Origin of the sequence: Burkholderia sp. SRS-W-2-2016, from assembly GCF_001931485.1 — a bacterium.
Lineage (GTDB): Bacteria > Pseudomonadota > Gammaproteobacteria > Burkholderiales > Burkholderiaceae > Paraburkholderia.
Window position 1 is genome coordinate 1 of record NZ_MSDV01000018.1, and the last position, 23383, is coordinate 23383.

Genomic DNA, 23383 nt, shown 5'->3' on the forward strand with positions numbered 1-23383 from the left:
GGACCGTGAAACGACTCTACGCCGATGATAGTGCGGATTGCCCGTGTGAAAGTAGGTAATCGTCAGGCTTCTTATGCAGTACGTCCAGAACCCCGGTCTCTCCCAGCGAGAACCGGGGTTCTGGCGTTTACGCGGCTGTTTCAAAGCAAAACCTCACCCCGGCGGTGAGGTTTTTGCGTTTGTGCGCTGACAAATGCCGCTGTGCGCGGAGCGCAAACCGGTCGCGGCTCCTCTCGTCACAGCCTGCCAATCCGTAACACGTGCGCGTAGCCCGTCAGTTCCCGATATGCGTGCTCCACCTCCGCATCTCAAGAATTACAGCGAACGCGTCGGTGACATGGTCCAGGAGAGCCTTGATCGCCCGTGATTGGCGGGAACTTACGTCTGCGACCCGACTCCTCGCCGTGAAAATGCCGTCAGCACTTGCCGGATTGCGATATCGAACGGCGTGCGGCAGCCGATTCCCAGCTCCTCCAGACGGCTCGACGCAAGGTGGCAATTATGCGGGCGCGGCGTCGTGTCCGTCGGCGTGTACTGCGGTATCAGATTCGCGTCGAGTTGTAGCGCTTCGGCGAGACGTACAGCGATTTCGTATTTGGTCATCGGTTCGTCGCCCGACCATTGCGCGATGCCGGAGATCGGTTCGCCGTGCGCATGCCGCTCGAGCATCTGCCGGATCACTAGCGCGACGTCCGGCGTGAAGGTCGGATAACGGATCGCCCACGCGTCCATTGTGGCGCGTTCACCGCCTGGAGCAGCCGACGCGGCGATCGCCGGCACTAGGCTCGTCACCGCTGACTCCGACCAGTCGACGATCGGCCCATACAACAGCGGCAGACGCAGCACGCAGCCGCGCCCCGTTGTTTCAGTCAACGCACGCTCGCCTTCGAGCTTACTGTGTCCGTACGCATTAAGCGGCGCGGGCGCGCTGTCGTGTCGATAGGGCGGGTGGGTGCCGTCGAACACATAGTCGGTCGAAATCGACAGTGTCCATGCGCCGCGTCGGTCCGCCGCCGCAGCGATTGTGCGCACCGCGTCGACGTTCAGCGCGCGCGCCAGCGCTGGGTCTTGTTCGCATACGTCGGGGCGGCGCTCCGCCGCGGCGATCACGACCGCGTCGGGCGCCGTCTGCTCGATGAAGCGTTCGACGGCTCCGGTATCCCGGATATCGAGTGCGACGGTTTGCGACGAGGGCCGGCTGAATGAGGTGGCAACGACCTGCCAGTCGGTTTGCTGCGTCAGCTCATCGACGAGCGCACGTCCCAACATGCCGGAACCGCCGATGACGGCAACCTTGAACATGAGCCGCTCCGTTCAGCGTACGGACGAAACCGTATAGCCGGCCTCATCGATCGCCGCTTTCAGTGCTTCAACCGGCTGCACCGACTCCACCACCACCCGGCCGCTCGCCAGGTCCACCTGAACCTGCGCGGCGGCGTCGTGCTCGCGGATCGCGTTGGTGACGGCGGCAACACAGTGCTGGCAGCTCATACCTTCAACATGGAGTTCGATTGTCATGACAGAAACCTCGGCGGGATCAGATTGTGATGAGTTGAATTATGCCTGCCGATCCGTACTTCAGTCGTTGAGCTTCCCATCATGGGAAGGTGTACGATCGACCCAAACCTTGGGGAACAGACATGAACATTGGCGAAGCGGCTCGCGCGTCGGGCGTCACCGCGAAAATGATCCGCTACTACGAAAGCGTCGGCCTGCTGATGGCCCAGTCGCGTACCAGCGCCGGATACCGCGTATACGGACCGCAGGAAGTGCACGCGCTACGCTTCATCCGCCAGGCGCGGAGGCTTGGCTTTCTGGTCGAAGACATTCGCCGGCTGCTCGCGCTCTGGCACGACCGCTCACGGGCTAGTGCGGAGGTGAAACGGATTGCGCTTGAGCATGTCGCGGAGCTCGATCGCCGGATTGCCGAGCTTACTGACATGCGCGACACCCTCGCGCACCTTGCCGATCATTGCCACGGCGACGACCGGCCTGACTGTCCGATCATCGAGCGATTAGCCGATACGGACCTCGTTTCGGGACAGGGGTGTCATCCTCTTTAAGGTATTGTCCGGAGTGGGGTGCAACCCAAACCGCATATTCGGCGCAACCGGCCGCCTATCTGCACCGAAATTGTGCGAAAAATCGAGTTGGAGGTCTGGATGCCGCTTGTTGAACCGACAGAACGTAATAAAATCAGCGCGCTGTGTGCACCGTATTAGTGCGTCATTCCAAATTGGAATGCACATCATGCGAGCATTTCACTGTTCAGGTTGCACCATCGGACTATAATGCGGGTTAACCCTTTTACGGGAAATCCCTGATGCCGATCACCGGGGATTCGATCTGATCCTCGGAGAACATCATGTTTGCATTCCTTCTTGAAACGCTGAGCACCTGGTTTGAAACCGCTGAACGCAACCGTCGCGAAGCCTATCTGGCGTCGTCGGCGGATATCGTCCAGCTCGAACAGCGTATTCGCTCGCTCGAAACCAACGGCTACTCGCTGTAAATTGCCGTTTCGAGTTTGAGGCGGCGGCGCCCATTGGCGCGACCGTAGCAGTACCTCTGCGAAGCCCCGTACAAAACGGGGCTTTTGTCGTTTACGGCCGCGCAAATCGCCGGCTTTTTATTGGTCTCGAAGTCTTCGGCGTCAGGACGCTGAGCTTGGCGAATATCGACTAGCTTCGCAACGTGCGTCGAGGTAAGGTAGGGCGTTTTTTGCACACGACGGCAATTTACCAACAACGGGGCCGCCCATGTCTTCCGTCCGTTCGCTCCCTTCACTCCAATCTGCGCTGGCGACGATCGTCGTGGCGGTCCTGACAATCGGCAGCGCCGCGCCGGAAGTGTTCGCCGCGCCCGAGAGCGCTCGCCCGCCGGTGATTCTCGACACGCTGGGCGGTATCAACAACGGCCAGAGCGGTTCCCTGTTGCTGAACGCCTCCCCTTCGCCGCAGCCGATTGTCGCTGCGCCACCGATCGCCGCGCCCGTCGAGTTGCCGCAGGAGTCTGCGCCGCCGTTCGTGGTCGCGCCGTATATCCAGTTGCCGGTCGGCGGCGGGCCGTCGCGCCCGATTCCCCGACCGATGCCATTGCCGCAATAGAGCAGCCCAGCCGCCGCGGCGAGTGCGGCGGCAAATCCTTCACGCCGCTTTTTTCGATCACATGCTGAACTGACGCGGGCTTTGGGCTTCGCGTCGCGCATGTCGCTGTGCGTGCGAGTCTGTGCAGCGATGCACGTATGGACAGCTCGCAGCAGCTCCATCCTTCATTCCATCCGCGCATATCGCGTCGTCCCCGGCGCGTTGATGCATTCGGGTTTCGGCGCATGGCGTCCGCCAAACCGTCCGACGACAATCGTTTCACGCTCTGTCGCTCGAAGTCTGCGCGCGGGGGCACCGGCTCTCGATCGGAATACAGAACAAGGAGACAGCAACATGCCGACTCATTGGATGCAACGTGCCGCGCGCGTCTGTGCAGTGCTGTTCGCATTTGTGGTGCTGCCAGCCGGCGTCGCGAGCGCAAAGGACGTCCCCGAGAAGCCGACACTGACGTTGGCCGTCGGCGGCCTGCCGGGTCTTTACTATCTGCCGGTGCTCGCCGCGCAACAGCTCGGCTATTTCAAGGACGAAGGCCTGAACATCACGCTCGAGGATTTCGCCGGCGGCTCGAAAGCGCTCGAAGCGGTGGTGGGCGGCAGTGCCGACGTCGGCGCGGGCGCGTTCGAGCACACGCTGTTCATGCAGGCAAAGGGGCAGCACTATAGGGCGTTCGCGTTGATGGGGCGCGCGCCGCAGATCGTCATCGGCGTGGTGAAAGGGAAGGCGGACAGTATCAAGTCGCTTGCCGATTTCAAGGGGGCGAAGGTCGGCGTGAGCGCGCCGGGGTCGTCGACGGATCTCGTGCTTACCGTCGCGCTGCGCAAGGCCGGCGTGCAGCGCAGCGAGATTTCGGCGATTGGTGTCGGCAGCGGCGCGACCGTGCTGGCTGCGGTCGGCAGTGGGCAGATCGATGCGTTATCGAACGTCGATCCGATGATGACCAAGCTCACCCGGAGCGGCGCGATCAAAGTGCTGGTCGACACACGGACGGTGAAGGGCACGCAGGAAGTGTTCGGCGGCACGATGCCGGCGGCGACGCTGTATGCGCCGGAGACCTTCATCCAGAAGAATCCGAAGACCACGCAGGCGCTGACCAATGCAATCGTGCGTGCGAATCGCTGGCTGCAGACCGCGAGCGATGCCGATCTGCTGAAGATGGTGCCGCAGGCCTATCTGCTAGGTGACCCGCCGCTTTATCTGGAAGCGTTCCACAACGTGCGCGACGCCTATTCGCCGGATGGTCTGATGCCTGCCGACGGCCCGGCGACATCGCTGCGCGCGCTGGCGTCGTTCGATACCCGGCTCGATCCGAAGAAGATCGATCTGAGCGCGACCTATACGAATGAATTCGCGACCCGGGCCGCTGCGCAGTTGAAGTAAGCGGGTTGAAGGAGCGCGGTTGCGCGCGCGATCACCGGCGGCCTGCTGCGCGCGCACGAGGAGCACGACGAGCACGAGGGGCGCGGCGGGTGGCTAGCGTGAAGCGAGCGCGCGCAATCTGATCGGCAGCGCGCAGGCCACGGCACGCACCGGCCCACCCGCACCCATCACGCTTAATTGCCGCGATACTCGACCTTGAACGTCGCGGCCTTGTCTTCACCGAGCGTCTTCACGAGCCACGGCATCTGCTCCTTCAGCATTTTTGCGAGCGTATACGGTGGGTTCACAATGAACATGCCGCTGCCGAATAGCCCGAAGCCATCCGCGGGCGGATTGCTGACCGTCAGGCTGACGTGCAGCCAGTTGTCCTTCTGCAATTGCTTCAGCTGATCGGGGAAGCGCTGCGACTCGGGGCGCTTCACCTGCGGATACCAGACGGCATAGGTACCGGTCGGAAAGCGCTTCAGGCTTTCCTCGACACAGCGCAGCGTGCGCGTGTAATCGCGCTTGTCCTCATACGACGGATCGAGCAGGACCAGCGCGCGTCGCGGCGCCGGCGGCAGCAGCGTGAGGATGCCGTCGAAGCCGTCGCCCGCATAGAGCATCGCGCGCCGGCCGGCGTCGCGGAAATTGTGGCGCAGCACGTCGATTTCGGTGCTGTGCAATTCGAACAGGCGCATGCGATCCTGCGCGCGCAACTGCCGCCACGCGAGATACGGCGAACCCGGATAGAAGCGCAACTGGCCGTCGGGATTGAGCGCGCTCACTTCGTCGACGTATTCGGCGAACAGCGGCGGCAGATCGTTGCGCTCCCACAGTTTCGCGATGCCGGTTTCGAACTCGCCGGTCTTGGTCGCGTAGCCTTCCTTCAGCGAATAGACGCCGGCACCGGCGTGCGTGTCGATGTACCAGTAGGCTTTGTCCTTCTGGCCGAGATAGCTTAAGAGCTGCAACACGACGGCGTGTTTCAGGACGTCGGCGTGATTGCCGGCATGGAAGGCGTGGCGGTAGCTGAGCATGATGAGAGGACGCTGAAAGAGCGCAGGCCGGGGCAAAGGAGAGGCGGCGCGCGGTCGCGTATTGTACGCGACCGCGCGGGCGCGGCGATCCGTTTGCCGGCCGGCCCGGCGGTTTGCTTACTCGTGCGCGTCGCCGATGATTTCCTCGATCCGCTGCTTGAGCTCCGGCGTAATGCGCGTGGCGACTTCGGCCGACTGCATGTTCTCGGCGATCTGCTCGACCCGCGAAGCGCCGGTGATCACCGTGCTGACATGCGGATTCTTCAGGATCCACGCGATCGCGAGTTGACCGACGGTGCAGCCGAGTTCGTCGGCGATCTTGCCCAACTGGCCGACCACGTTGTTCCTGCCCGGGTCGGTGAGGTGCTGACGCAGCCAGTCGTAGCCCTGCAGTTGCGCGCGGCTGTCGGCGGGCACGCCGTCACGGTATTTGCCGGTCAACAGACCCGACGCGAGCGGGCTCCACGTGGTCAGGCCGAGGCCGATGTCTTCATAGAGCCGCTTGTATTCCTGCTCGACGCGCTTGCGATGGAACAGGTTGTATTGCGGTTGTTCCATCACCGGCTTATGCAGATGATGCCGCTCGGCGATCTCGTACGCGGCGCGGATTTCGTCGGCGCTCCATTCGGAGGTGCCCCAGTACAGCGCCTTGCCGCGCGTGATCATGTCGCTCATCGCCCAGACCGTTTCCTCGATCGGCGTGTTCGGATCGGGACGATGACAGAACGCGAGATCGACATAGTCGAGTTGCAGGCGCTTGAGCGAATGGTCGATCGCGTTCAGCAGATATTTGCGATTGAGCGTGTGGTACTGGTTCGGCGCTTCGTTGAGCCCCCAGAAGAACTTCGTCGACACCACGTAGCTCACGCGCGACCACCCAAGCTCCTTCAGCGCATGCCCCATGATCTCCTCGGACTTGCCGCCCGCGTAGGCCTCGGCGTTGTCGAAGAAGTTGACGCCGGCGTCGCGCGCCGCGGCCATGGACTCGCGCGCCGCGCGATGATCCACCTGGTTGCCGTAGGTAACCCACGAGCCGATCGACAGCTCGCTCACTTGCAGGCCGGAGCGGCCCAGACGTCGGTAATCCATGCATGTCTCCTTGTTGGTGATGCGTCGGAAATTGAGCCGGGATGACCCGGAATTCAGCGCCGAAAGCGTCCAGTTTAAAGAGATACGGTTCGATGTGCGGTTTACCTATGCGGGTCACAGGGTTCATGCACAATAGCAAGCCTGGCCGCCGGGCTGTATCCGCCGAATGGTCTATGCCGTTTGGCGGAATTCACGCCGCGCGCGGTCGTGTGGTCTCATTGCTCATCAACTGCATGGAGGTTCTGGATGTCGTCTACGAACACGAATCTGAACGGCAAGGTTGCCGTCATTACTGGCGCCGCGAGCGGCATCGGCAAACAGATCGCGTTGACTCTTTCCGCGGCGGGCGCGGCGGTCGCGATCGCCGACCTGAACCAGGACGGCGCGAACGCCGTGGCTGAGGAAATCAAAAAGGCCGGCGGCAAGGCGATCGGCGTGGCGATGGACGTGACGAACGAAGACGCGGTCAACCAGGGCATCGACAAGGTCGCCGCCGAGTTCGGCTCGATCGACATTCTGGTGTCGAACGCCGGCATCCAGATCGTCAACCCGATCGAAAACTATTCGTTCGCCGACTGGAAGAAGATGCAGGCGATTCACGTGGACGGCGCGTTCCTGACCACCAAGGCCGCGCTCAAACATATGTACAAGGACGATCGCGGCGGCGTCGTGATCTACATGGGTTCGGTCCACTCGCATCTCGCGTCGCCGCTGAAGTCGGCTTACGTGACCGCCAAGCACGCGCTGCTCGGTTTGTCGCGCGTGCTGGCGAAGGAAGGCGCCGCGCACAACGTGCGTTCGCACGTCGTGTGTCCGGGCTTCGTGCGCACGCCGCTGGTCGACAAGCAGATCCCCGAGCAGGCGAAGGAACTCGGCATCAGCGAAGAAGACGTGATCAAGCGCGTGATGCTGGGCGGCACGGTCGACGGCATTTTCACGACGGTCGAAGACGTCGCGCAGACGGTGCTGTTCCTGTCGAGCTTCCCGACCGCCGCGCTGACCGGGCAGTCGTTCATCGTGAGCCACGGCTGGTATATGCACTAACGGGAGTGCCTATGGCGCAACGCAATCTGAAGCGGGCGCGCGTGGGCGTGTCCGGCGACGGGGAGGGGGCCGGTCCGGCGCCGTCCGCCCATCCGCGCCGGCCTCGCCAGTTGCCCAACTACGAAACCATCGCGCTGATGCTGCAAGGCGGCGGCGCGTTGGGTGCCTATCAGGCCGGCGTCTTTCAGGGACTTTACGAAGCCGGTATCGAACCGAACTGGCTCGCGGGAATTTCGATCGGCGCGCTGAATACGGCGATCATCGCCGGCAATCCGCCGGAAAAACGCGTCGAGCGTCTGCTGCAGTTCTGGGAGACGATCTGTCAGCCGGCTTTCGAGCCACCATTGCCGGCTTTCATCGAGCACGCGCTGTTCAACTCCAGCGATGCGGTGCGCAAGGCTTTTACCGCAACCCAGGCGGTGAGCGCACTGGTCGAGGGACAACGGGGCTTTTTCGTGCCGCGTTTCCCGCCGCCGCTGCCCACGGTGTCCGGACCGCCGCAAACGGCCAGCTACTACGACACCACCCCGCTAAAAGCCACGCTCGAATCGCTATGCGATTTCGACCGGATCAATTCGGGCGAGATGCGCGTGTCGGTGGGCGCGGTCAATTGCGGGACCGGCAACTTCGCTTACTTCGACAATACCCACACGACGCTGCGCCCCGAGCATTTCATGGCGTCGGGCGCGTTGCCGCCGGGTTTCGCGGCGGTCGAGATCGACGGCGAGTTTTATTGGGACGGCGGCCTGATGTCGAATACGCCCCTCTACGAGGTGATCCAGTCCACCCCGCGGCGCGACACGCTGGCGTTCCAGGTCGATCTGTGGAGCGCGATCGGCCCGGTGCCGGACAACCTCACCGACGTCCAGGGCCGCATGAAGGACATCCAGTATTCGAGCCGCACCCGACTCGTGACCGACATGCTGCAGCGCTCGCAGCGCTTCCGGCACGTGCTGCGCGAAGTGCTGGAGCGGGTGCCGGCCGAGCAGCGCGACGACCCGTGGTGCAAGCTCGCCGACGAGTTGTCCTGTTCGAAGCGCTACAACGTAATCCACCTGATTTACCGTCACAAGGAATACGAAGGGCACTACAAGGACTTCCAGTTCGGTCTGTCGACAATGCGCGAGCATTGGCAAAGCGGTCTGGACGATATCCGCCGGTCGCTCGAACAGCCCGACTGGCTCGACTTGCCGGAGAACGAGGCGGGCTTCGTCACGCACGATATTCATCGCGACTCGCGTTGAATTCGCGTTGAATCTCAGCCAATAAAAAACGGCGCCCTTTCCATAAGAAAGGGCGCCGTTTCTACAGGTGCTTGCAGCATCGAATCCGCTGCACGGCGCGGCCTGAGGCCGCGCCGCTCAATCTGTTACTTCAGCACCTGAGCAATCGCGTTAGCGACGACGTCGAGGTTGCGCGTATTCAGCGCGGCCACGCAGATACGGCCGGTGCCGACCGCGTAGATGCCGAACTCTTCGCGCAGACGGTCAACCTGCGGTGCGGTCAGACCCGAGTACGAGAACATCCCGCGCTGTGCGTTCACGAAGCTGAAATCGCGATCGACGCCGTTTGCCTTCAGACGCTCGACCAGACCATTGCGCATCGCGCGGATACGGTCGCGCATTTCGCCCAGTTCGGTTTCCCACGTCGCGCGCAGTTCCGCCGACGCGAGCACCGCCGCGACCACCGAGCCGCCGTGCGTCGGCGGGTTCGAGTAGTTGGTGCGGATCACGCGCTTCAGTTGCGACAGCACGCGGGCCGACTCTTCCTTGCTGGCGGTGATGATCGACAGCGCGCCGACGCGCTCGCCGTACAGCGAGAACGACTTCGAGAACGACGACGACACGAACGCGTTCAGCTCAGCCGCTGCGAACAGACGCACGGCTGCCGCGTCCGCTTCGATGCCGTCGCCGAAGCCCTGGTAAGCGATGTCGAGGAACGGCACGAGATTACGCGCCTTGACCACTTCGACCACCTGCTTCCACTGTTCGACGCTCAGGTCGACGCCGGTCGGGTTGTGGCAGCAAGCGTGCAGCACGACGATCGTGCCGGCCGGGTAGCTGTTCAGCGCGCCGAGCATGCCGTCGAAGTTCACGCCGTGCGTCTGCGCGTCGTAGTACGGATACGACTCGACCGTGAAGCCCGCGCCTTCGAACAGTGCGCGGTGGTTTTCCCAGCTCGGATCGCTGATCGCGACCTTGGCCGTCGGATTCATGCGCTTCAGGAAGTCCGCGCCGATCTTCAGCGCGCCCGTGCCGCCCAGCGCCTGCGCCGTGACGACGCGGCCGGCCGCGATCAGCGGCGAGTCGTTGCCGAGCAGCAGCTTTTGCACTGCGGCGTCATAGGCGGCAATGCCTTCGATCGGCAGATAGCCGCGCGGCAGCGCGGCTTCGACGCGGGCCTTTTCCGCATCGCGCACGGCGCGCAGCAGCGGAATCTTGCCTTCTTCATTGAAGTACACACCAACGCCGAGGTTGACCTTGGTGGCGCGGGCATCGGCGTTGAAAGCTTCGTTCAGGCCCAGAATCGGGTCGCGGGGAGCAAGTTCGACGGCGGAGAACAGAGACATGATGAGTGGGCAGCAGTAGTGAAAAGAGGGCGGCTTCGCGCGCGGCGCGGCCATTGGCATTGCGGATTCCGGGCGTTCGACGGGAGTCCGGCGAAACGCGAAATCCGCGATGGCCTGGCGGCAGCGGCGGGCGAGCGCAACTTCGCATTGTAACGAATCCGCGCGCGTTTTTAGGACGGCGGCGCCGGCGAACGACAATTATTTGCTTGAAAATCAGGCACTCCGGGGCCATCTGCGGCGGGTCGGAATTCGCGCGGGCCCGCTCAGGGCGCCCGCCCATCGCTACGCGAGGCCACCCGATCCCCGCTTCGCGCAACCCGTTAGAATGATCCTTTGCTCCAGGCCCGGTGCCGCATCTCATGTCCGAACACCATCTGACTGAAGCCGACGACGCGCTCGACGAATCCAAATTCGTCACGTTCGAAGGCTCGCCGTTCAAGCTCTACCAGCCGTATCCGCCCGCCGGCGACCAGCCCACGGCCATCGACTCGCTCGTCGAAGGGGTCGGCGACGGGCTCGCGTTCCAGACGCTGCTCGGCGTAACCGGCTCCGGCAAGACCTTCACGATGGCCAACACGATCGCGCGGCTCGGCCGCCCGGCGATCGTGTTCGCGCCGAACAAGACGCTCGCCGCGCAGCTGTATTCGGAGTTCCGCGAGTTCTTCCCGCGCAACGCGGTCGAGTACTTCGTGTCGTACTACGACTACTACCAGCCGGAAGCGTACGTGCCGCAGCGCGACCTGTTCATCGAGAAAGACTCGTCGATCAACGAGCATATCGAGCAGATGCGGCTGTCGGCGACCAAGAGCCTGATGGAGCGGCGCGACGTGGTGATCGTCGGGACCGTGTCGGCGATTTACGGTATCGGCAATCCGTCCGAATACCATCAGATGATTCTGACGCTGCGCATCGGCGACAAGCTCGGCCAGCGCGACATCATCGCGCGCCTGATCGCGATGCAGTACAACCGCAACGAGGCCGACTTCCAGCGCGGCTCGTTCCGCGTGCGCGGCGACACGATCGATATCTTCCCGGCCGAGCACGCCGAGATGGCGGTGCGCGTCGAGCTGTTCGACGACGAAGTCGAAACGCTGCAACTGTTCGATCCGCTCACCGGCCGCGTGCGGCAGAAAATTCCGCGCTTCACCGTGTATCCGTCGTCGCACTACGTGACGCCGCGCGAGACCGTGCTGCGCGCGGTCGAAACGATCAAGACCGAGCTGCGCGACCGGCTCGAATTCTTCTATAGCGAAGGCAAGCTGGTCGAAGCGCAGAGGCTCGAGCAGCGCACCCGCTTCGACCTCGAAATGCTGCAGGAGCTCGGCTTCTGCAAGGGCATCGAAAACTATTCGCGGCACTTCTCTGGCGCCGCGCCGGGCGAGCCGCCGCCGACGCTGGTCGACTATCTGCCGCCCGACGCGATCATGATGCTCGACGAATCGCACGTGCTGATCGGTCAGCTGAATGCGATGTACAACGGCGACCGCTCGCGTAAGGAAAACCTCGTCGACTACGGTTTCCGTCTGCCGTCGGCGCTCGACAACCGGCCGCTGAAGTTCAACGAGTTCGAGCGCAAGATGCGCCAGGTCGTGTTCGTGTCGGCGACGCCCGCCGACTACGAGCGCAAGACCACCGGGCAGGTCGTCGAACAGGTGGTGCGGCCGACCGGTCTGGTCGACCCGGAGATCGAAGTGCGGCCGGCGCGCACCCAGGTGGATGACGTGCTCAGTGAGATCAACGAGCGCGTCAAGGCCGGCGACCGGATTCTGGTCACGGTGCTGACCAAGCGGATGGCCGAGCAGCTCACCGAGTTTCTCGCCGATCACGGCGTCAAGGTGCGCTATCTGCACAGCGACATCGACACGGTCGAGCGGGTCGAGATCATCCGCGACCTGCGTCTCGGCGCGTTCGACGTGCTGGTCGGTATCAACCTGCTGCGCGAGGGGCTGGACATTCCTGAGGTGTCGCTCGTGGCGATCCTCGACGCGGACAAGGAAGGCTTTCTGCGCGCCGAGCGCTCGCTGATCCAGACGATCGGCCGGGCGGCGCGTAACGTGAACGGCAAGGCGATCCTGTACGCGGACCGGGTGACCGACTCGATGCGTCGCGCGATCGACGAAACCGAGCGGCGCCGCGCGAAGCAGGTCGCGTTCAACGCCGCGAACGGCATCACGCCGCGCGGGGTGGTCAAGCGGATCCGCGACATCATCGACGGCGTGTACAACGTCGACGAAGCGCGCGCCGAGCTGAAGGAACAGCAGACCCGCGCGAAATTCGAGGACATGTCGGAAAAGCAGCTGGCCAAGGAAATCAAGCGCCTCGAAAAGCAGATGATGGAGCACGCGAAGAATCTCGAGTTCGAGAAGGCCGCGCAGACCCGCGACCAGCTGGCCTTGCTGCGTCAGCGCGTGTTCGGCGCGAATGTCGGCGACCACGTGTCGGGCATCGAATAACCCACGCGCTTTTCCGTCGTACCAACGTTTTAATGTCCCAATGGGTGCGGCCGCGCGCCGCGCCCGTTTCACGATGGCCGGCGCTTAAACTTCCGCGCAATTCGCGCGTGACGGGGCCCATCGGCCTGTCGATTCCAGCTCCGTTTTTCCGCTCCCCACACCGCCTTCCTTAAGCCAGCCTTAAGACCCTGCCGGCACAAGGCCTGGCGTGCTTCCGTGTTTGTTCTCCCTCGAGAACGATGATAAACTCGACCAATATTGAGAATGGTTCGCATTTAAATTTACATCTGGCTTGCGCGGCGCACTGTTCCCAATGGGTTCGATTCCAGTCTGATAAAAACAAGGAGTTTCAATGCGGATTTCTTCATTTGTGCGCGGCGGCGCGGCAGCCGTGGCCGCCGTCGCGGCGCTGTCGGCCTCGGCGGCCGAATATCCGATCGGCAAGCAGCAGATCCAGGGTGGGATGGAAATCGGCGCGGTCTATCTGCAGCCGATCACGATGGAACCCGAGGGCATGATGCGCAAGGCGTCGGATTCGGACATCCACCTCGAAGCCGATATTCACGCGGTCAAGAACAACCCGACCGGTTTCGCCGAAGGCGACTGGATGCCGTATCTGCAGATTCGCTACGAACTGGCGAAGGCCGGCTCGAACCAGCCGATCAAGGGCGACCTGATGGCGATGGTCGCGAACGACGGCCCGCACTATGGCGATAACGTCAAGCTGCAAGGTCCGGGCAAGTACCACCTGAAGCTGATCGTCGAACCGCCGATGCAGACGGGCCACATGGCGTTCGGCCGCCACGTCGACAAGGAAACCGGCGTGGGTCCGTGGTTCAAGCCGTTCACGCTCGAATATGACTTCACCTTCGCCGGCATCGGCAAGAAGGGCGGGTATTAAGCGGTGCAGCGAGTGATGCGGCGGGGTCGCGCATCAGTGAATGCAGCAGACGGCGCGCGGACGTCCGGTGACATCTCCGGAGTCGGCGCGTCGTGTTTTCCGGAAAGGCCAATGAGAATCAACCGAAAGATCGCGACGCTCGCCGCCACGCTGTTGCTGGCGGCCACGGCTCAGGCAGCCGACCTGCCGACCTTCCAGCTGGAAATGAACGACGGCAAGCTGAACCCGGCCCGGATCGAAGTGCCGGCGGGGCAGCGCATCAAGATCGAAGTGCGTAACACCGGCAAGGGCGCGGCCGAATTCGAAAGCGTGCAGTTGCGTAAAGAGAAGGTGTTGGCGCCGGGCGCCGAGTCGTTCGTCGTGATTGCTCCGTTGCAACCGGGCGAATACAAGTTTTTCGACGATTTCCACCAGCAGGCGCAGGGCGTGATCGTCGCGAAGTAGCAATGGCCTCGAACGCGAGCGCGCCGCGTGAGGCGAGCGCTTGCATTCGTGGGTAGTAAGAGAGGCATCGAAGGGAGAGCTTCAATGGGTCAGATTCTGTTCATCGTGTGGCGGGAAAGTGTCGAGGCGCTGCTGGTCGTCGGCATCCTGTACGCGTGGTTGAAAAATGGCGACGCCGACGCGCGCCGCGGCTTGCCGTACCTGTGGGGCGGCGTGGCGGCCGGTATCGTCGCGGCGGTGGCGCTCGGCGCGGCGCTGGTGGGCTTCACCGAAGTCCTTTCCGGCGACGCTCAGGATTACTTCCAGACCGCGATGGTGCTGGTCGCCTGCGTGCTGATCGTGCAGATGGTGCTGTGGATGAAGCAGCACGGCCGCACGCTCAAGCGCGACATGGAACAGTCGCTGCAGAAGAGCCAGCGCGATTCGAACTGGTGGGGCGTCGCGGTGCTGGTCGCACTGGCGATCGCGCGTGAAGGCAGCGAGACGGTGATCTTCCTGTACGGTCTCGGCTTCGGCCAGTCGGGTCACGTCGACGGCAGCCAGATGCTGGCCGTGGCGATCGGCCTCGCGCTCGCGTTCCTGACCTTCTACGTGCTGCAACTCGGCGGCAAGATCTTCTCGTGGCGGCTCTTTTTCCGCGTCACCGAAATCATGCTGCTGTTCCTCGGCGCGGGCCTGTTCCAGACCGGCGTCGACAAGCTGATCGACAAGGAAATCCTGCCGACGCTGGTCGACCAGCTGTGGAATTCGTCGGCGATCCTCGACGATTCGAGCACCTTCGGCTCGCTCGTCGCGACGCTGACCGGCTATCGCGCGCATCCGGCGCTGATGAATCTGGTGGCCTACGCGGTGTATTGGGCGGTGGTCTGGCTGCTGGTGCGTCGCGCTAGCCGCAAGCCGGCGCAGCAGACCGCAGGGCGCGCGGCATGAGCAGCGTGATGGCTCCCCGGCCGGGCCGCCTCGCGGCGGCCGGCCAATGGATGCAGCGGCATGGCGCGCTGATCCGCGGCATTCAGTGGGTCGTGGTCGCGGTGTACGCGTTCCTGATCATCGTGCCCGCGGTGATGCCGCTGCCGGATGACACCGCGCATCTGTGGAACAACCTGACGCTCGCCGCGCAGTTCGTGTTCTGGGGCATCTGGTGGCCGTTCGTGCTGCTGTCGATGGTGATGCTCGGGCGGGTCTGGTGCGGCGTGCTGTGTCCGGAAGGCGCGCTCGCCGAATTCGCCAGCAAGTTCGGCCGCGGCCGTGCGATTCCGCGCTGGATGCGCTGGGGCGGCTGGCCGTTCGTCGCGTTCGGCATCACGACGATCTACGGTCAGATGGTCAGCGTCTACCAGTATCCGAAGGCGGTGCTGCTGGTGCTGGGCGGCTCGACCTTCGCGGCGATCGTGATCGGTCTGCTGTACGGACGCGAGAAGCGCGTCTGGTGCAAATACCTGTGCCCCGTGAACGGGGTTTTTTCACTTCTGGCGCGGCTCGCGCCGTTCCACTTCAAGGTCGACGAAGACGCGTGGCGCCGCTCGTACAAGAACGGCGAGCATGGGCATCGGGTGATTCCGATCAACTGCGCGCCGCTGGTGCCGCTGCGCAACATGAAGGGCGCCGCGGACTGCCATATGTGCGGCCGTTGCAGCGGTCACCGCGACGCGATCGCGTTGACCTGGCGCACGCCGTCGACGGAAGTCGTGCAGCTGGGCGACCAGAAGGCGAACCCGTGGGACACCGCGCTGATCCTGTACGGCCTGCTCGGCATCGCGATCGGCGCGTTCCACTGGACCGCGTCGCGCTGGTTCATCGATCTGAAGATGTTCGCGGCGACGTGGCTCGTCGATCGCGATATCACGTGGCCGCTCGAGACCAACGCGCCGTGGTTCCTGTTCACGCATTACCCCGAGCAGAACGACGTGTTCTCGTGGCTCGACGGCTCGCTGCTGATCGGCTACATCCTCGCGACCGCGCTCGTCTACGGCACCGCGTTGCTGCTGCTGCTGAGCGGCGCGACGCGCATGCTCGGCCGCTTCAACGCGACCCGGCTGCATCATCTGACCCAGGGCTTGATTCCGATCGCCGGCGCCGGCGTGTTCCTCGGCCTGTCCGCGACGACGCTGTCGTTGCTGCGCGCCGAGCACGTGCCGCTGTGGTGGGCGTCGGATCTGCGCATCGCGATTCTGGTGGTCGCCAGTGCGTGGAGCGCGTGGCTCGCGTGGCTCGTCACCGGCCGCTACAGCAAGCGCTTCGTGCCGCGCGCGCTGACGATGCTGTGGTTCGTCGCGGCGCTGGCGGTCGTCAATAGCGCGTGGTGGCTGATGTTCTGGGGCTGGGCGTCGAAGTAACGCAGTGCTTGTGAGTGCCGGGTTGTCCTGCGAGCCGAACCAGGCGGGACAACCCGCTCGGTGGCAACTCAGAGCGTGATCGAAACCGCACCGGAAAAACAATAAGGCCGTGAGATGGCAACATCTCACGGCCTTATTCATTTCGATTGTCAGCGATGCACGCCATCGCGCGCCTCTGCTGCGGGTGGGAACCAAAAAAAGCGGCCTGGCTGGCTGCGACGGCTGGCTTGGTGTCTGCACGAAGGGGTCTAGTTCTCGCGTGCAAGCCGTCGTGGCTGGCTAATGCCTAACACCTCTCTGGGAGGTGGTCCCCACAATACCCGGTACGACTAACTACTCGTGTTGCTTACTTCGTCAGAATCAGCTTGCCGAGGCGCGTGGCCCGCAGCTGGTACGTCTCGCCGTTATGCACGATGCTGATGTGGCTATGGCCTTGCAGCAGCGCGTCGCTGCGCACGACCCGTTCCGACTTCTCCGCCGAACCGCCGTTATGCTCCGCAGCGGGTTTCGCGTCAGGCGTGCCCGTCGACGATTTCGGGCGGCTGGTCAGCGCGGCCGCCGGGCGGCGCAGGCTGAGCGTGGAGGGGCGAGTGAGATCGGTCATTCGTTTGTGCTTGTTCGTCGATTCGATGAAATGATTCTAAATGATAACTATTCCCATTTACAAGTTCGAGAAATTCATCGGATTCGACTTCTGATAGCTAGCGAAAGGAGCGCTCGAGAAGATCATGGAGGCCGCTTGAACAGGGCCCCGCGAAGGCGGCGCGGGTAACAGGGTGCCCGCGCCGAAGTATCAGTGCAACGGTCCCGGTTCCTGCTTGGCCGCGACGTACTGGCGAATCAGCCGCACCGTGTCGATGTCGTTCTCGCGATACGCGGACTTGACGATCTCCTGCGTCTGCACGGCGTCCTGATCGGTCGAGACCGGCAGCGTGGTCGCGTATTCGAAACGCAGGAACAGCTGCAACTCGTCGGGCTGCTCGATCGTCATCGTCAGCGAGCCGCCGACGTGATCGGCGGTCGGCAGGATGTCGTAGCGCACGCTCCGGCTCTGCTCGAGCGTCACGCGATCGCGCACGGTGGCCTGGCCGTAGTGCAGCTCGCGCTCCAGCACATTGCCTTCGCGCGACAGGATCGTGCAGCTGTCGAGGCCCATCACGAACAGTTGCGGCTGCTCGGCGCGCAGCACGAGCCCTTCCCACAACTGCTCGCGGGTCATCGCGTCGACAAAGGGATTCAACGGATCGTTGATCTGGATGAGGTGTTCGAAATTCAAGACGACTGCGTCCTATGAAAATATTGCAATGCCCGTGCTCCGGTCGGCGCGGGCGTTCGCCGCCTGCCCGCGCGCCGGCTGTTTCATGCGACGGCGAGGGCGGAGCGGATCGAAATGGTGTGCGTGAGGATCTTGTGGACCGGGCACGCATTGGCGATTTGCAATAGCCGTTCCCGCTGCTCGTCGGAAAGCTCGCCTTCGAGGATGATCTGGCGGTCGATCGTCGAGCCCGCGTCGCCGGTCTCGATCGACAGTTTGACGCGCACGCCCGTGAGCGGCCACGCTTTGCGCTGCGCGTACATCTTCAGCGTGATCGACGTGCATGCGCCGAGGCTCGACAGCAGCAGCGAGACGGGTGTCGGGCCGCGGTCGCCGCCGCCTAGCGATTCGGGTTCGTCGGCGAGCCACGTGTGCTTGCCGTCGTCGAACATCACCTGGAAATTCGTCGAACCGATGTGGGCGGTGACGGTGGACTCTGCCATGCGCGCTCCTGAGAATGGGCGGGAAACGGGGATGAGAAGCGCCGCGCGCCGTGGCTCGTCGCGATGACGGGCACGCCGCGCGGCATGAGTCGTTATTGTGACCGAATTTATCGGCGTTCGCGCCTTGAAGGATGGGATTGGCCGGGCCGACCGACCGGCCGCTGGGCGGCGCGTTGCGGGTCAGTGCGTGATTTCGCCCATCCGCCCGGCCTGATAATCGATCACCGCCTGGCGGATCTCGTCCTCGGTGTTCATCACGAACGGGCCGTAGCGGACCACCGGCTCCTTCAGCGGCACACCGCCGAGCAGCAGCACTTCCAGCGGCTCGTCGCCGGCGGTAAGCGTCACCGCGTCGCCGTCGTCGCCGAACACGATCATCTGGCGCGCGTCGATTGCGCGACTCGCGTCGCCGTCTCCGTAGTGCCCGCGGCCCGACAGCCCATACGCGAACACCCGATAGTCGGCGGGCACCGGCTGGCGGATCGACGCGCCCGGTTGCAGCGAGAAGTGCTGGTACAGGATCGGCGTGCGCGTTTCGATCGCGGCCTTCACGCCGAGCGCCTCACCGGCGATCACCTTCACGCGGACCTTGCCGTCCGCGGAGGTGGCCACCGGAATGCTCGCCGACGGCATCTCCTGATAGCGCGGCGCGATCATCTTGTCGCGCCGCGGCAGGTTCACCCACAGCTGCAACCCGTGCACGCGGCCGCCGGTGCGGGTGAATTCCGGGTCCGGCATTTCGCTGTGCACGACGCCCGCGCCGGCGGTCATCCATTGCACATCCCCGGCGCGCAGGGTGCCCGAGTGGCCGGCCGAATCCTTATGGCCGAACTGGCCTTCCAGCACGTAGGTGACGGTCTCGAAGCCGCGATGCGGATGATCGGGCGCGCCGATCGCTTCGCCCGGCGCGTAATCGACCGGCCCCATTTCATCGAGTAGCAGGAACGGGTCGAAGTCCATCAACAGCCGCGTCGGAAACGGACGGTGGACGACAAAACCACCGCCTTCGACCGTGCGAACCGACGGAAAGGTGCGTTCGATCGTGCGTGACGTGCTCATCAATATCACCTTAAAAAATGGGGAATAGCGTCATTTTTGAAACATGGAGCTATTATAGGGACCGTTTTTTGAGGTGCCAGCCGCCTATCGGCAATGGATTGTTCTGTTAATGGAACGATGAGATGAAGATCGATTCACATAATCTGAATGACCTGATGTACTTTTCGCAGGTCGTCGAACATGGCGGGTTTTCCGCCGCCGAGCGGGTGCTGGGCATCTCGAAGTCGCGTCTGTCGCGCCGGCTCACGGAGCTGGAGGCGTCGCTCGGCGTGCGGCTGTTGCAGCGCTCGACCCGCAAGCTCGCGCTGACCGAAGCGGGGCAACTGTTCTACCAGCACTGTCAGGCGATGCTCAGCGAGGCGCAGGCGGCGGTCAACGTGGTGCAGCAACTGCGCTCGTCGCCGCGCGGTACGGTGCGGGTCAGCGTGCCGGTGACGATCTCGCAGACGATCCTGTCGACGATCCTGCCCGAGTTCATGCACCGCTATCCCGAGGTGCGCGTGGTGATGCGGGTCACGAACCGGGTGGTCGACCTGTTCGAGGATTCGATCGATGTCGCGTTGCGCGTGCGTTCCGATCCGCCGGAAAACGCCAACATCGTCGTGCGGCCGCTGTGGCGCACCGAGCAGATGCTGGTCGGCGCGCCGAGCCTCTTGCAGCAGAATGCGCCGCCGCTCACGCCCGCCGATCTGAACCGCTTCGAAACCCTCGACGTGCCGACCGGCGACGGCCGTCACGTGTACAACCTGATCTCGCCCGACGGCACGCGTCACGCGCATGAACACGAACCGCGTCTCGTCACCGCCGACCTGATGACGATCCGCGAAGCGGTGCTGGCCGGCGTCGGTATCGCCGCGTTGCCGGAGATGATGTATGGCGCCGCGTTGAGGGTGGGGAAGTTGTCGCCGGTGATGCCGGGCTGGAGTTTTCCGACCCCGCAGTTGTACGCGGTGTTCGTGTCGCGCCAGGGGATGGTGCCGGCGGTGCGCGCGTTCGTCGACTATCTGGTCGAGATGCTCGATCCGGATCAAGGCACGCACATCATGCGCGAGTGTCCGGTGCGCGATGAAAAGGGGGAGGCGCCGGGGGCATCGGTCAGGAAGGCGGCGACGTCCGCGGTGGCTTCGTAAGCAATCCGCTCAACCGATCATTCGCCCCAAGCCGTCTGCGCGTAGCCGCATCGCGGTCGCGCGCGGCGCAAATCGTTTTTAGCATTTAAGCGCGGCCTGTCATGATTACTTTCAATGGCCGTTTGCTTGAATGCGTACGCGCACAGGCATATATTGAAATCCCTTTCGCTAAGGAGCCTCCTATGCGAAAACTCATGGCCGCTATCATAGCGAGCCTGATAGGGCTGACCGCGCTGTCCGTGTCGACCACGGCCGTCGCATGCGGGGGTACGAGCTATCAGTCTTCGGCCGATGGCAAATGACCCCGCCGCCCGAAGGCGCCGAGTGCGCACAAAAAAAGGCCTTCATCCGAGGATGAAGGCCTTTTACTTTTTGGGCCCGGTTCAAAGGGCCCGGCGTGCGTTTGCAGCAGGCGCGCGTTACTTCGCCTTCGGCTGCGTGACGAAGCCGATCTTGGTCAGTCCCCCGGACTGCGCGGCCGACATCACCTGCGCGACCTTCTCGTACGGCACCTTGCGGTCCGCGTCGAGATGCAGTTCCGGCTGCGGGCTCGCCTGCGCGGCCTGCGCGATCTTCGCCGCGAGCGCCGCGTCGTCGACCTTGTCTTTGTCCCACAGGACGTTGCCGTCCGCGTCGATCGAAACCGTGACCTGCGCGGGCTTGGTGTCTTCCTTCTGACTGCTTGCGTGCGGGAGATCGATCTTGACCGCGTGACGGATCACCGGAATCGTCACCATGAACACGATCAGCAGAACCAGCATCACGTCGACGAGCGGCGTCATGTTGATCTCGTTCATCAGGCCGTCGTCATCGTCTCCGGCAAAAGGGCTCATTGCCATCGGAATGCCTCGTCGATCAGTTGGCGCGGGTCGCGAGACGCAGACCGTCGCGCTTGGAGGACGACAGACGCGCGCCCGTCACGAAGAACGCATGCAGACCGTGCGCGAAGCGGCTCAGCTTCGCGACGATCGCCTTGTTGGCGCGGGTCAGCGCGTTATAGCCGAGCACCGCGGGAATCGCGACGAACAGACCGAACGCGGTCATGATCAGCGCCTCGCCGACCGGGCCGGCGACCTGATCGATCGACGACTGGCCGCTCGCGCCGATTGCGAGCAGCGCGTGATAGATGCCCCACACCGTGCCGAACAGTCCGACGAACGGCGCGGTGCTGCCGATCGACGCGAGAATCGCGAGGCCGCTCTGCATGCGCGCGACGCTCTCGTCCATCGTGTCCTTCAGGCAGCGCGTGACCCAGTCCGACACGTCCATGCGGTCGTGCAGATGCGGTTGCGTCTGGTGATGATGGTCGGCCGCTTCCTGGCCCGACAGCGCGAGCGCGAGGAACGGGTTGTCCTGCGGCGTCGATGCGCCGCCGCCGAGCTTCTTCACGCCGTCGGCGAGATCGTCCGAATGCCAGAACGCCTGCTCGGCGTTCTTCGTCAGACGCTTCAGACGCATCACGTTCCAGCCTTTGACGACGATCACGCTCCACGACATCACCGACATCACCAACAGCGCGAGCGCGATACCGCGCGTCACGAAATCCCCTTGCGCCCACACGTGCGCCAATCCGTAGTTTTGCATTGCAATTCCTTGTTTTGAAATCTGCTTCAATCGGTCAGATTGAAGTTGAAAGGCTGGGTATATGCGGCCCTGACCGGCTGGCCGTTCTCGAGATAAGGCTTGCAGGCGCTCGCGTGCACCGCGGCGAGCGCGGCGTCGTCGAGACGGCTGGAGCCGCTGCTCTTCTTCAACGCGATCTCTTCGAGCTTGCCGCTCAAGCCGATCACGAAGCGTACATACGCGGTGCCGGTCTCGCCGCGGCGCCGCGACAGCGCCGGGTAGTCCGGTTGAGCGATATTGCATTCGACGTGCGAAACGTTCTTCGGCGCGCTGATTTCCATTGTCTGCCGGCCGATCGCGGGAGCCGCGGCGGCGGGCGGCGCCGCCGGAGCGGCGGGCGCGGGCGGCGTGGGATCGGCGGCCTCGACCGGCGTCGGCGACGGCGCGGCCGCTTGCGGCAACGGGGTCGGCGTCGGTTTGGGCGTTGGCTTGGGCTTTGGCTGGACCTTCGGCTTCGTTTGGACCGGCGGCGTCGGCTGGGGCGGCGGCGGCGCGATCGATTGCAGCGCGACCGGCGCGGCGAGCGGCGCCGGCGGCAGCAACTCGGCCGTCATCACATGCGACTCGATCGCCGGCTGGGCCGGCTCCTGACGCAGCGTCATGATGACCGCGAGCAGCGCGACGTGAATCGCCGCGACCGCCGCAATGGCGGTCAACGTGCGCGAATCCGGTCGGGTGGACGAAGCCAGCGGGGCGCCGGCGGTTACGGGTTGTGGTGCCTGCATGGTCAATGTGGCAGCACGGCGCCGGGGCGGCGTGTCGGGCGGGACAGCGTCATGTTCGGAAGATCAGCAGCGAAATGAACAGGGTAGTAACGAAACCAATCAGCAATTCCATCGCGAACTCCTTTCTCAGGGTGAGCGGGGTAGCTGGCTGGTACGGATACTGGCTTGCTGACGGCAGTGGATGAAGCAGTTGTACCGCGGATAGGTTGCACGTCCGCGGCACATTCAAAATCGCATTAAACGCTACATTAAATGTACATCTGGCGTAAGAGGCGCGTGGACGCAGCGGGTAGGGCCCGCGCGCCCGTCGAGCCTACTCAGGCTGCCTTGCGCTCGTAGAACGTTACCTGCACGACCTGGGCGACGGTCTGCACATGCTGGTGCTCGATCCCGACACCGCAACGGCTCGCGCACACGCCGCTTTGCAACATGACGTCGCGTACGGATTCCTCGCACTTGCCGCAGCAGGAGGCGACACCGAGCTCGAACTGCAACTCGTCGAATGAATCGATGCCGTCCGCAATCGAGGAGCGGATTGTGCGGTCGGACACGGATTTGCAGACACAGACAATCATGGCAGGGCGTGATAGCTAACGTTAATGCGAATTATTATCATTTTGTTTGGGCCGTTTGGCAAGCACCCCCTACGATTTTTTGTAACAAAACCAGACTCTTAGAAGGGGTTTCGTCGGAGGGAAGGGACGTGGGCGGGCGCGGGACGAGGCTGCAAATCGCCCGGGAGGCGGGCT

At 63.6% G+C, this 23383-nt stretch carries 25 protein-coding genes; 12 read left to right on the plus strand and 13 right to left on the minus strand.

Annotated elements, in window-relative coordinates; all coding sequences use genetic code 11:
- Positions 1 to 378 precede the first annotated feature (378 nt).
- Together BTH42_RS05690 and BTH42_RS05695 are read right to left on the minus strand one after the other, a co-directional pair.
- Positions 379 to 1302, minus strand: coding sequence for an SDR family oxidoreductase (locus tag BTH42_RS05690; protein ID WP_075296685.1), 924 nt, complete (start codon positions 1300 to 1302; stop codon positions 379 to 381).
- Between the two features lie 12 nt (positions 1303 to 1314).
- Complete coding sequence (locus tag BTH42_RS05695; RefSeq protein WP_075296687.1) at positions 1315 to 1518, minus strand: heavy-metal-associated domain-containing protein; 204 nt, start codon at positions 1516 to 1518, stop codon at positions 1315 to 1317.
- A gap of 122 nt (positions 1519 to 1640) precedes the next feature.
- Here BTH42_RS05695 and cueR point away from each other — a divergent pair, with 122 nt between their 5' ends.
- From cueR to BTH42_RS05715, 4 genes are all read left to right on the plus strand, one after another.
- Positions 1641 to 2063: a Cu(I)-responsive transcriptional regulator gene (gene cueR, locus BTH42_RS05700; RefSeq protein WP_075296689.1), complete on the plus strand. Its 423-nt coding sequence runs from the start codon at positions 1641 to 1643 to the stop codon at positions 2061 to 2063.
- 302 nt (positions 2064 to 2365) lie between these two features.
- Positions 2366 to 2512 (plus strand): DUF3563 family protein, encoded by a 147-nt coding sequence (locus BTH42_RS05705; protein ID WP_075296691.1) that lies wholly within the window; start codon positions 2366 to 2368, stop codon positions 2510 to 2512.
- A 286-nt stretch (positions 2513 to 2798) separates the two neighbouring features.
- Entirely contained in the window at positions 2799 to 3107 is a 309-nt protein-coding gene (locus BTH42_RS05710; protein WP_372237245.1) for a hypothetical protein, read from the plus strand.
- A gap of 333 nt (positions 3108 to 3440) precedes the next feature.
- Positions 3441 to 4484 carry an ABC transporter substrate-binding protein gene (locus tag BTH42_RS05715; protein WP_075296695.1) on the plus strand — a complete coding sequence of 348 codons (1044 nt, stop codon included), beginning with the start codon at positions 3441 to 3443 and terminating at the stop codon, positions 4482 to 4484.
- A 173-nt stretch (positions 4485 to 4657) separates the two neighbouring features.
- On the opposite strand, the gene BTH42_RS05720 is transcribed toward BTH42_RS05715, so the two are convergent.
- A complete protein-coding gene (locus BTH42_RS05720; RefSeq protein ID WP_075296697.1) occupies positions 4658 to 5503 on the minus strand; it encodes a 23S rRNA (adenine(2030)-N(6))-methyltransferase RlmJ in 846 nt (281 codons plus the stop codon).
- 117 nt (positions 5504 to 5620) lie between these two features.
- Positions 5621 to 6592, minus strand: coding sequence for an aldo/keto reductase (locus tag BTH42_RS05725; RefSeq protein ID WP_075296699.1), 972 nt, complete (start codon positions 6590 to 6592; stop codon positions 5621 to 5623).
- A 246-nt stretch (positions 6593 to 6838) separates the two neighbouring features.
- Here BTH42_RS05725 and BTH42_RS05730 point away from each other — a divergent pair, with 246 nt between their 5' ends.
- A complete protein-coding gene (locus tag BTH42_RS05730; RefSeq protein WP_075296701.1) occupies positions 6839 to 7636 on the plus strand; it encodes a 3-hydroxybutyrate dehydrogenase in 798 nt (265 codons plus the stop codon).
- Positions 7637 to 7647: 11 nt separating this feature from the next.
- Complete coding sequence (locus tag BTH42_RS05735; RefSeq protein ID WP_075296703.1) at positions 7648 to 8880, plus strand: patatin-like phospholipase family protein; 1233 nt, start codon at positions 7648 to 7650, stop codon at positions 8878 to 8880.
- A 125-nt stretch (positions 8881 to 9005) separates the two neighbouring features.
- Here the strand turns inward: BTH42_RS05735 and BTH42_RS05740 are convergent, their stop codons facing one another.
- Positions 9006 to 10205: an amino acid aminotransferase gene (locus BTH42_RS05740; RefSeq protein WP_075297003.1), complete on the minus strand. Its 1200-nt coding sequence runs from the start codon at positions 10203 to 10205 to the stop codon at positions 9006 to 9008.
- Between the two features lie 359 nt (positions 10206 to 10564).
- On the opposite strand from BTH42_RS05740, the gene uvrB reads away from it, so the two are divergent.
- The 5 genes from uvrB to BTH42_RS05765 all read left to right on the plus strand — a co-directional run bounded on the left by uvrB (position 10565) and on the right by BTH42_RS05765 (position 16339).
- A complete protein-coding gene (gene uvrB / locus BTH42_RS05745; protein WP_075296705.1) occupies positions 10565 to 12658 on the plus strand; it encodes an excinuclease ABC subunit UvrB in 2094 nt (697 codons plus the stop codon).
- A gap of 352 nt (positions 12659 to 13010) precedes the next feature.
- Positions 13011 to 13559: an iron transporter gene (locus BTH42_RS05750; protein ID WP_075296707.1), complete on the plus strand. Its 549-nt coding sequence runs from the start codon at positions 13011 to 13013 to the stop codon at positions 13557 to 13559.
- Positions 13560 to 13670: 111 nt separating this feature from the next.
- On the plus strand, positions 13671 to 14003 hold the full coding sequence (locus tag BTH42_RS05755) for a cupredoxin domain-containing protein (RefSeq protein WP_075296709.1): 333 nt from the start codon (positions 13671 to 13673) through the stop codon (positions 14001 to 14003).
- Between the two features lie 84 nt (positions 14004 to 14087).
- The gene (locus BTH42_RS05760) at positions 14088 to 14933 is read left to right on the plus strand and encodes an FTR1 family protein (RefSeq protein ID WP_075296711.1); all 846 of its coding nucleotides are present in this window, start codon (positions 14088 to 14090) and stop codon (positions 14931 to 14933) included.
- Positions 14930 to 16339: a 4Fe-4S binding protein gene (locus tag BTH42_RS05765; RefSeq protein WP_075296713.1), complete on the plus strand. Its 1410-nt coding sequence runs from the start codon at positions 14930 to 14932 to the stop codon at positions 16337 to 16339. Before BTH42_RS05760 ends, BTH42_RS05765 begins: the two co-directional genes overlap by 4 nt.
- Before the next feature lie 346 nt (positions 16340 to 16685).
- On the opposite strand, the gene hemP is transcribed toward BTH42_RS05765, so the two are convergent.
- From hemP to BTH42_RS05785, 4 genes are all read right to left on the minus strand, one after another.
- Complete coding sequence (gene hemP / locus BTH42_RS05770) at positions 16686 to 16943, minus strand: hemin uptake protein HemP (RefSeq protein WP_075296715.1); 258 nt, start codon at positions 16941 to 16943, stop codon at positions 16686 to 16688.
- A gap of 189 nt (positions 16944 to 17132) precedes the next feature.
- The gene (locus BTH42_RS05775) at positions 17133 to 17615 is read right to left on the minus strand and encodes an SRPBCC family protein (RefSeq protein WP_075296716.1); all 483 of its coding nucleotides are present in this window, start codon (positions 17613 to 17615) and stop codon (positions 17133 to 17135) included.
- An 83-nt stretch (positions 17616 to 17698) separates the two neighbouring features.
- Positions 17699 to 18097 carry an OsmC family protein gene (locus tag BTH42_RS05780; protein ID WP_075296718.1) on the minus strand — a complete coding sequence of 133 codons (399 nt, stop codon included), beginning with the start codon at positions 18095 to 18097 and terminating at the stop codon, positions 17699 to 17701.
- A gap of 180 nt (positions 18098 to 18277) precedes the next feature.
- Positions 18278 to 19156: a pirin family protein gene (locus BTH42_RS05785; RefSeq protein ID WP_075296720.1), complete on the minus strand. Its 879-nt coding sequence runs from the start codon at positions 19154 to 19156 to the stop codon at positions 18278 to 18280.
- 122 nt (positions 19157 to 19278) lie between these two features.
- Between BTH42_RS05785 and BTH42_RS05790 the strand changes: the two genes are divergently transcribed.
- Positions 19279 to 20286, plus strand: a complete 1008-nt coding sequence (locus BTH42_RS05790; protein WP_075296722.1) for a LysR family transcriptional regulator — start codon at positions 19279 to 19281, stop codon at positions 20284 to 20286.
- A 419-nt stretch (positions 20287 to 20705) separates the two neighbouring features.
- Here the strand turns inward: BTH42_RS05790 and BTH42_RS05795 are convergent, their stop codons facing one another.
- The 4 genes from BTH42_RS05795 to BTH42_RS05810 form a co-directional block, all read right to left on the minus strand.
- The gene (locus BTH42_RS05795; protein WP_075296724.1) at positions 20706 to 21125 is read right to left on the minus strand and encodes a biopolymer transporter ExbD; all 420 of its coding nucleotides are present in this window, start codon (positions 21123 to 21125) and stop codon (positions 20706 to 20708) included.
- A gap of 16 nt (positions 21126 to 21141) precedes the next feature.
- Complete coding sequence (locus BTH42_RS05800; RefSeq protein ID WP_075296726.1) at positions 21142 to 21870, minus strand: MotA/TolQ/ExbB proton channel family protein; 729 nt, start codon at positions 21868 to 21870, stop codon at positions 21142 to 21144.
- 26 nt (positions 21871 to 21896) lie between these two features.
- Positions 21897 to 22634: an energy transducer TonB gene (locus tag BTH42_RS05805; protein WP_075296728.1), complete on the minus strand. Its 738-nt coding sequence runs from the start codon at positions 22632 to 22634 to the stop codon at positions 21897 to 21899.
- A 317-nt stretch (positions 22635 to 22951) separates the two neighbouring features.
- The gene (locus BTH42_RS05810) at positions 22952 to 23209 is read right to left on the minus strand and encodes a bacterioferritin-associated ferredoxin (RefSeq protein ID WP_075296730.1); all 258 of its coding nucleotides are present in this window, start codon (positions 23207 to 23209) and stop codon (positions 22952 to 22954) included.
- Positions 23210 to 23383: the final 174 nt, after the last annotated feature.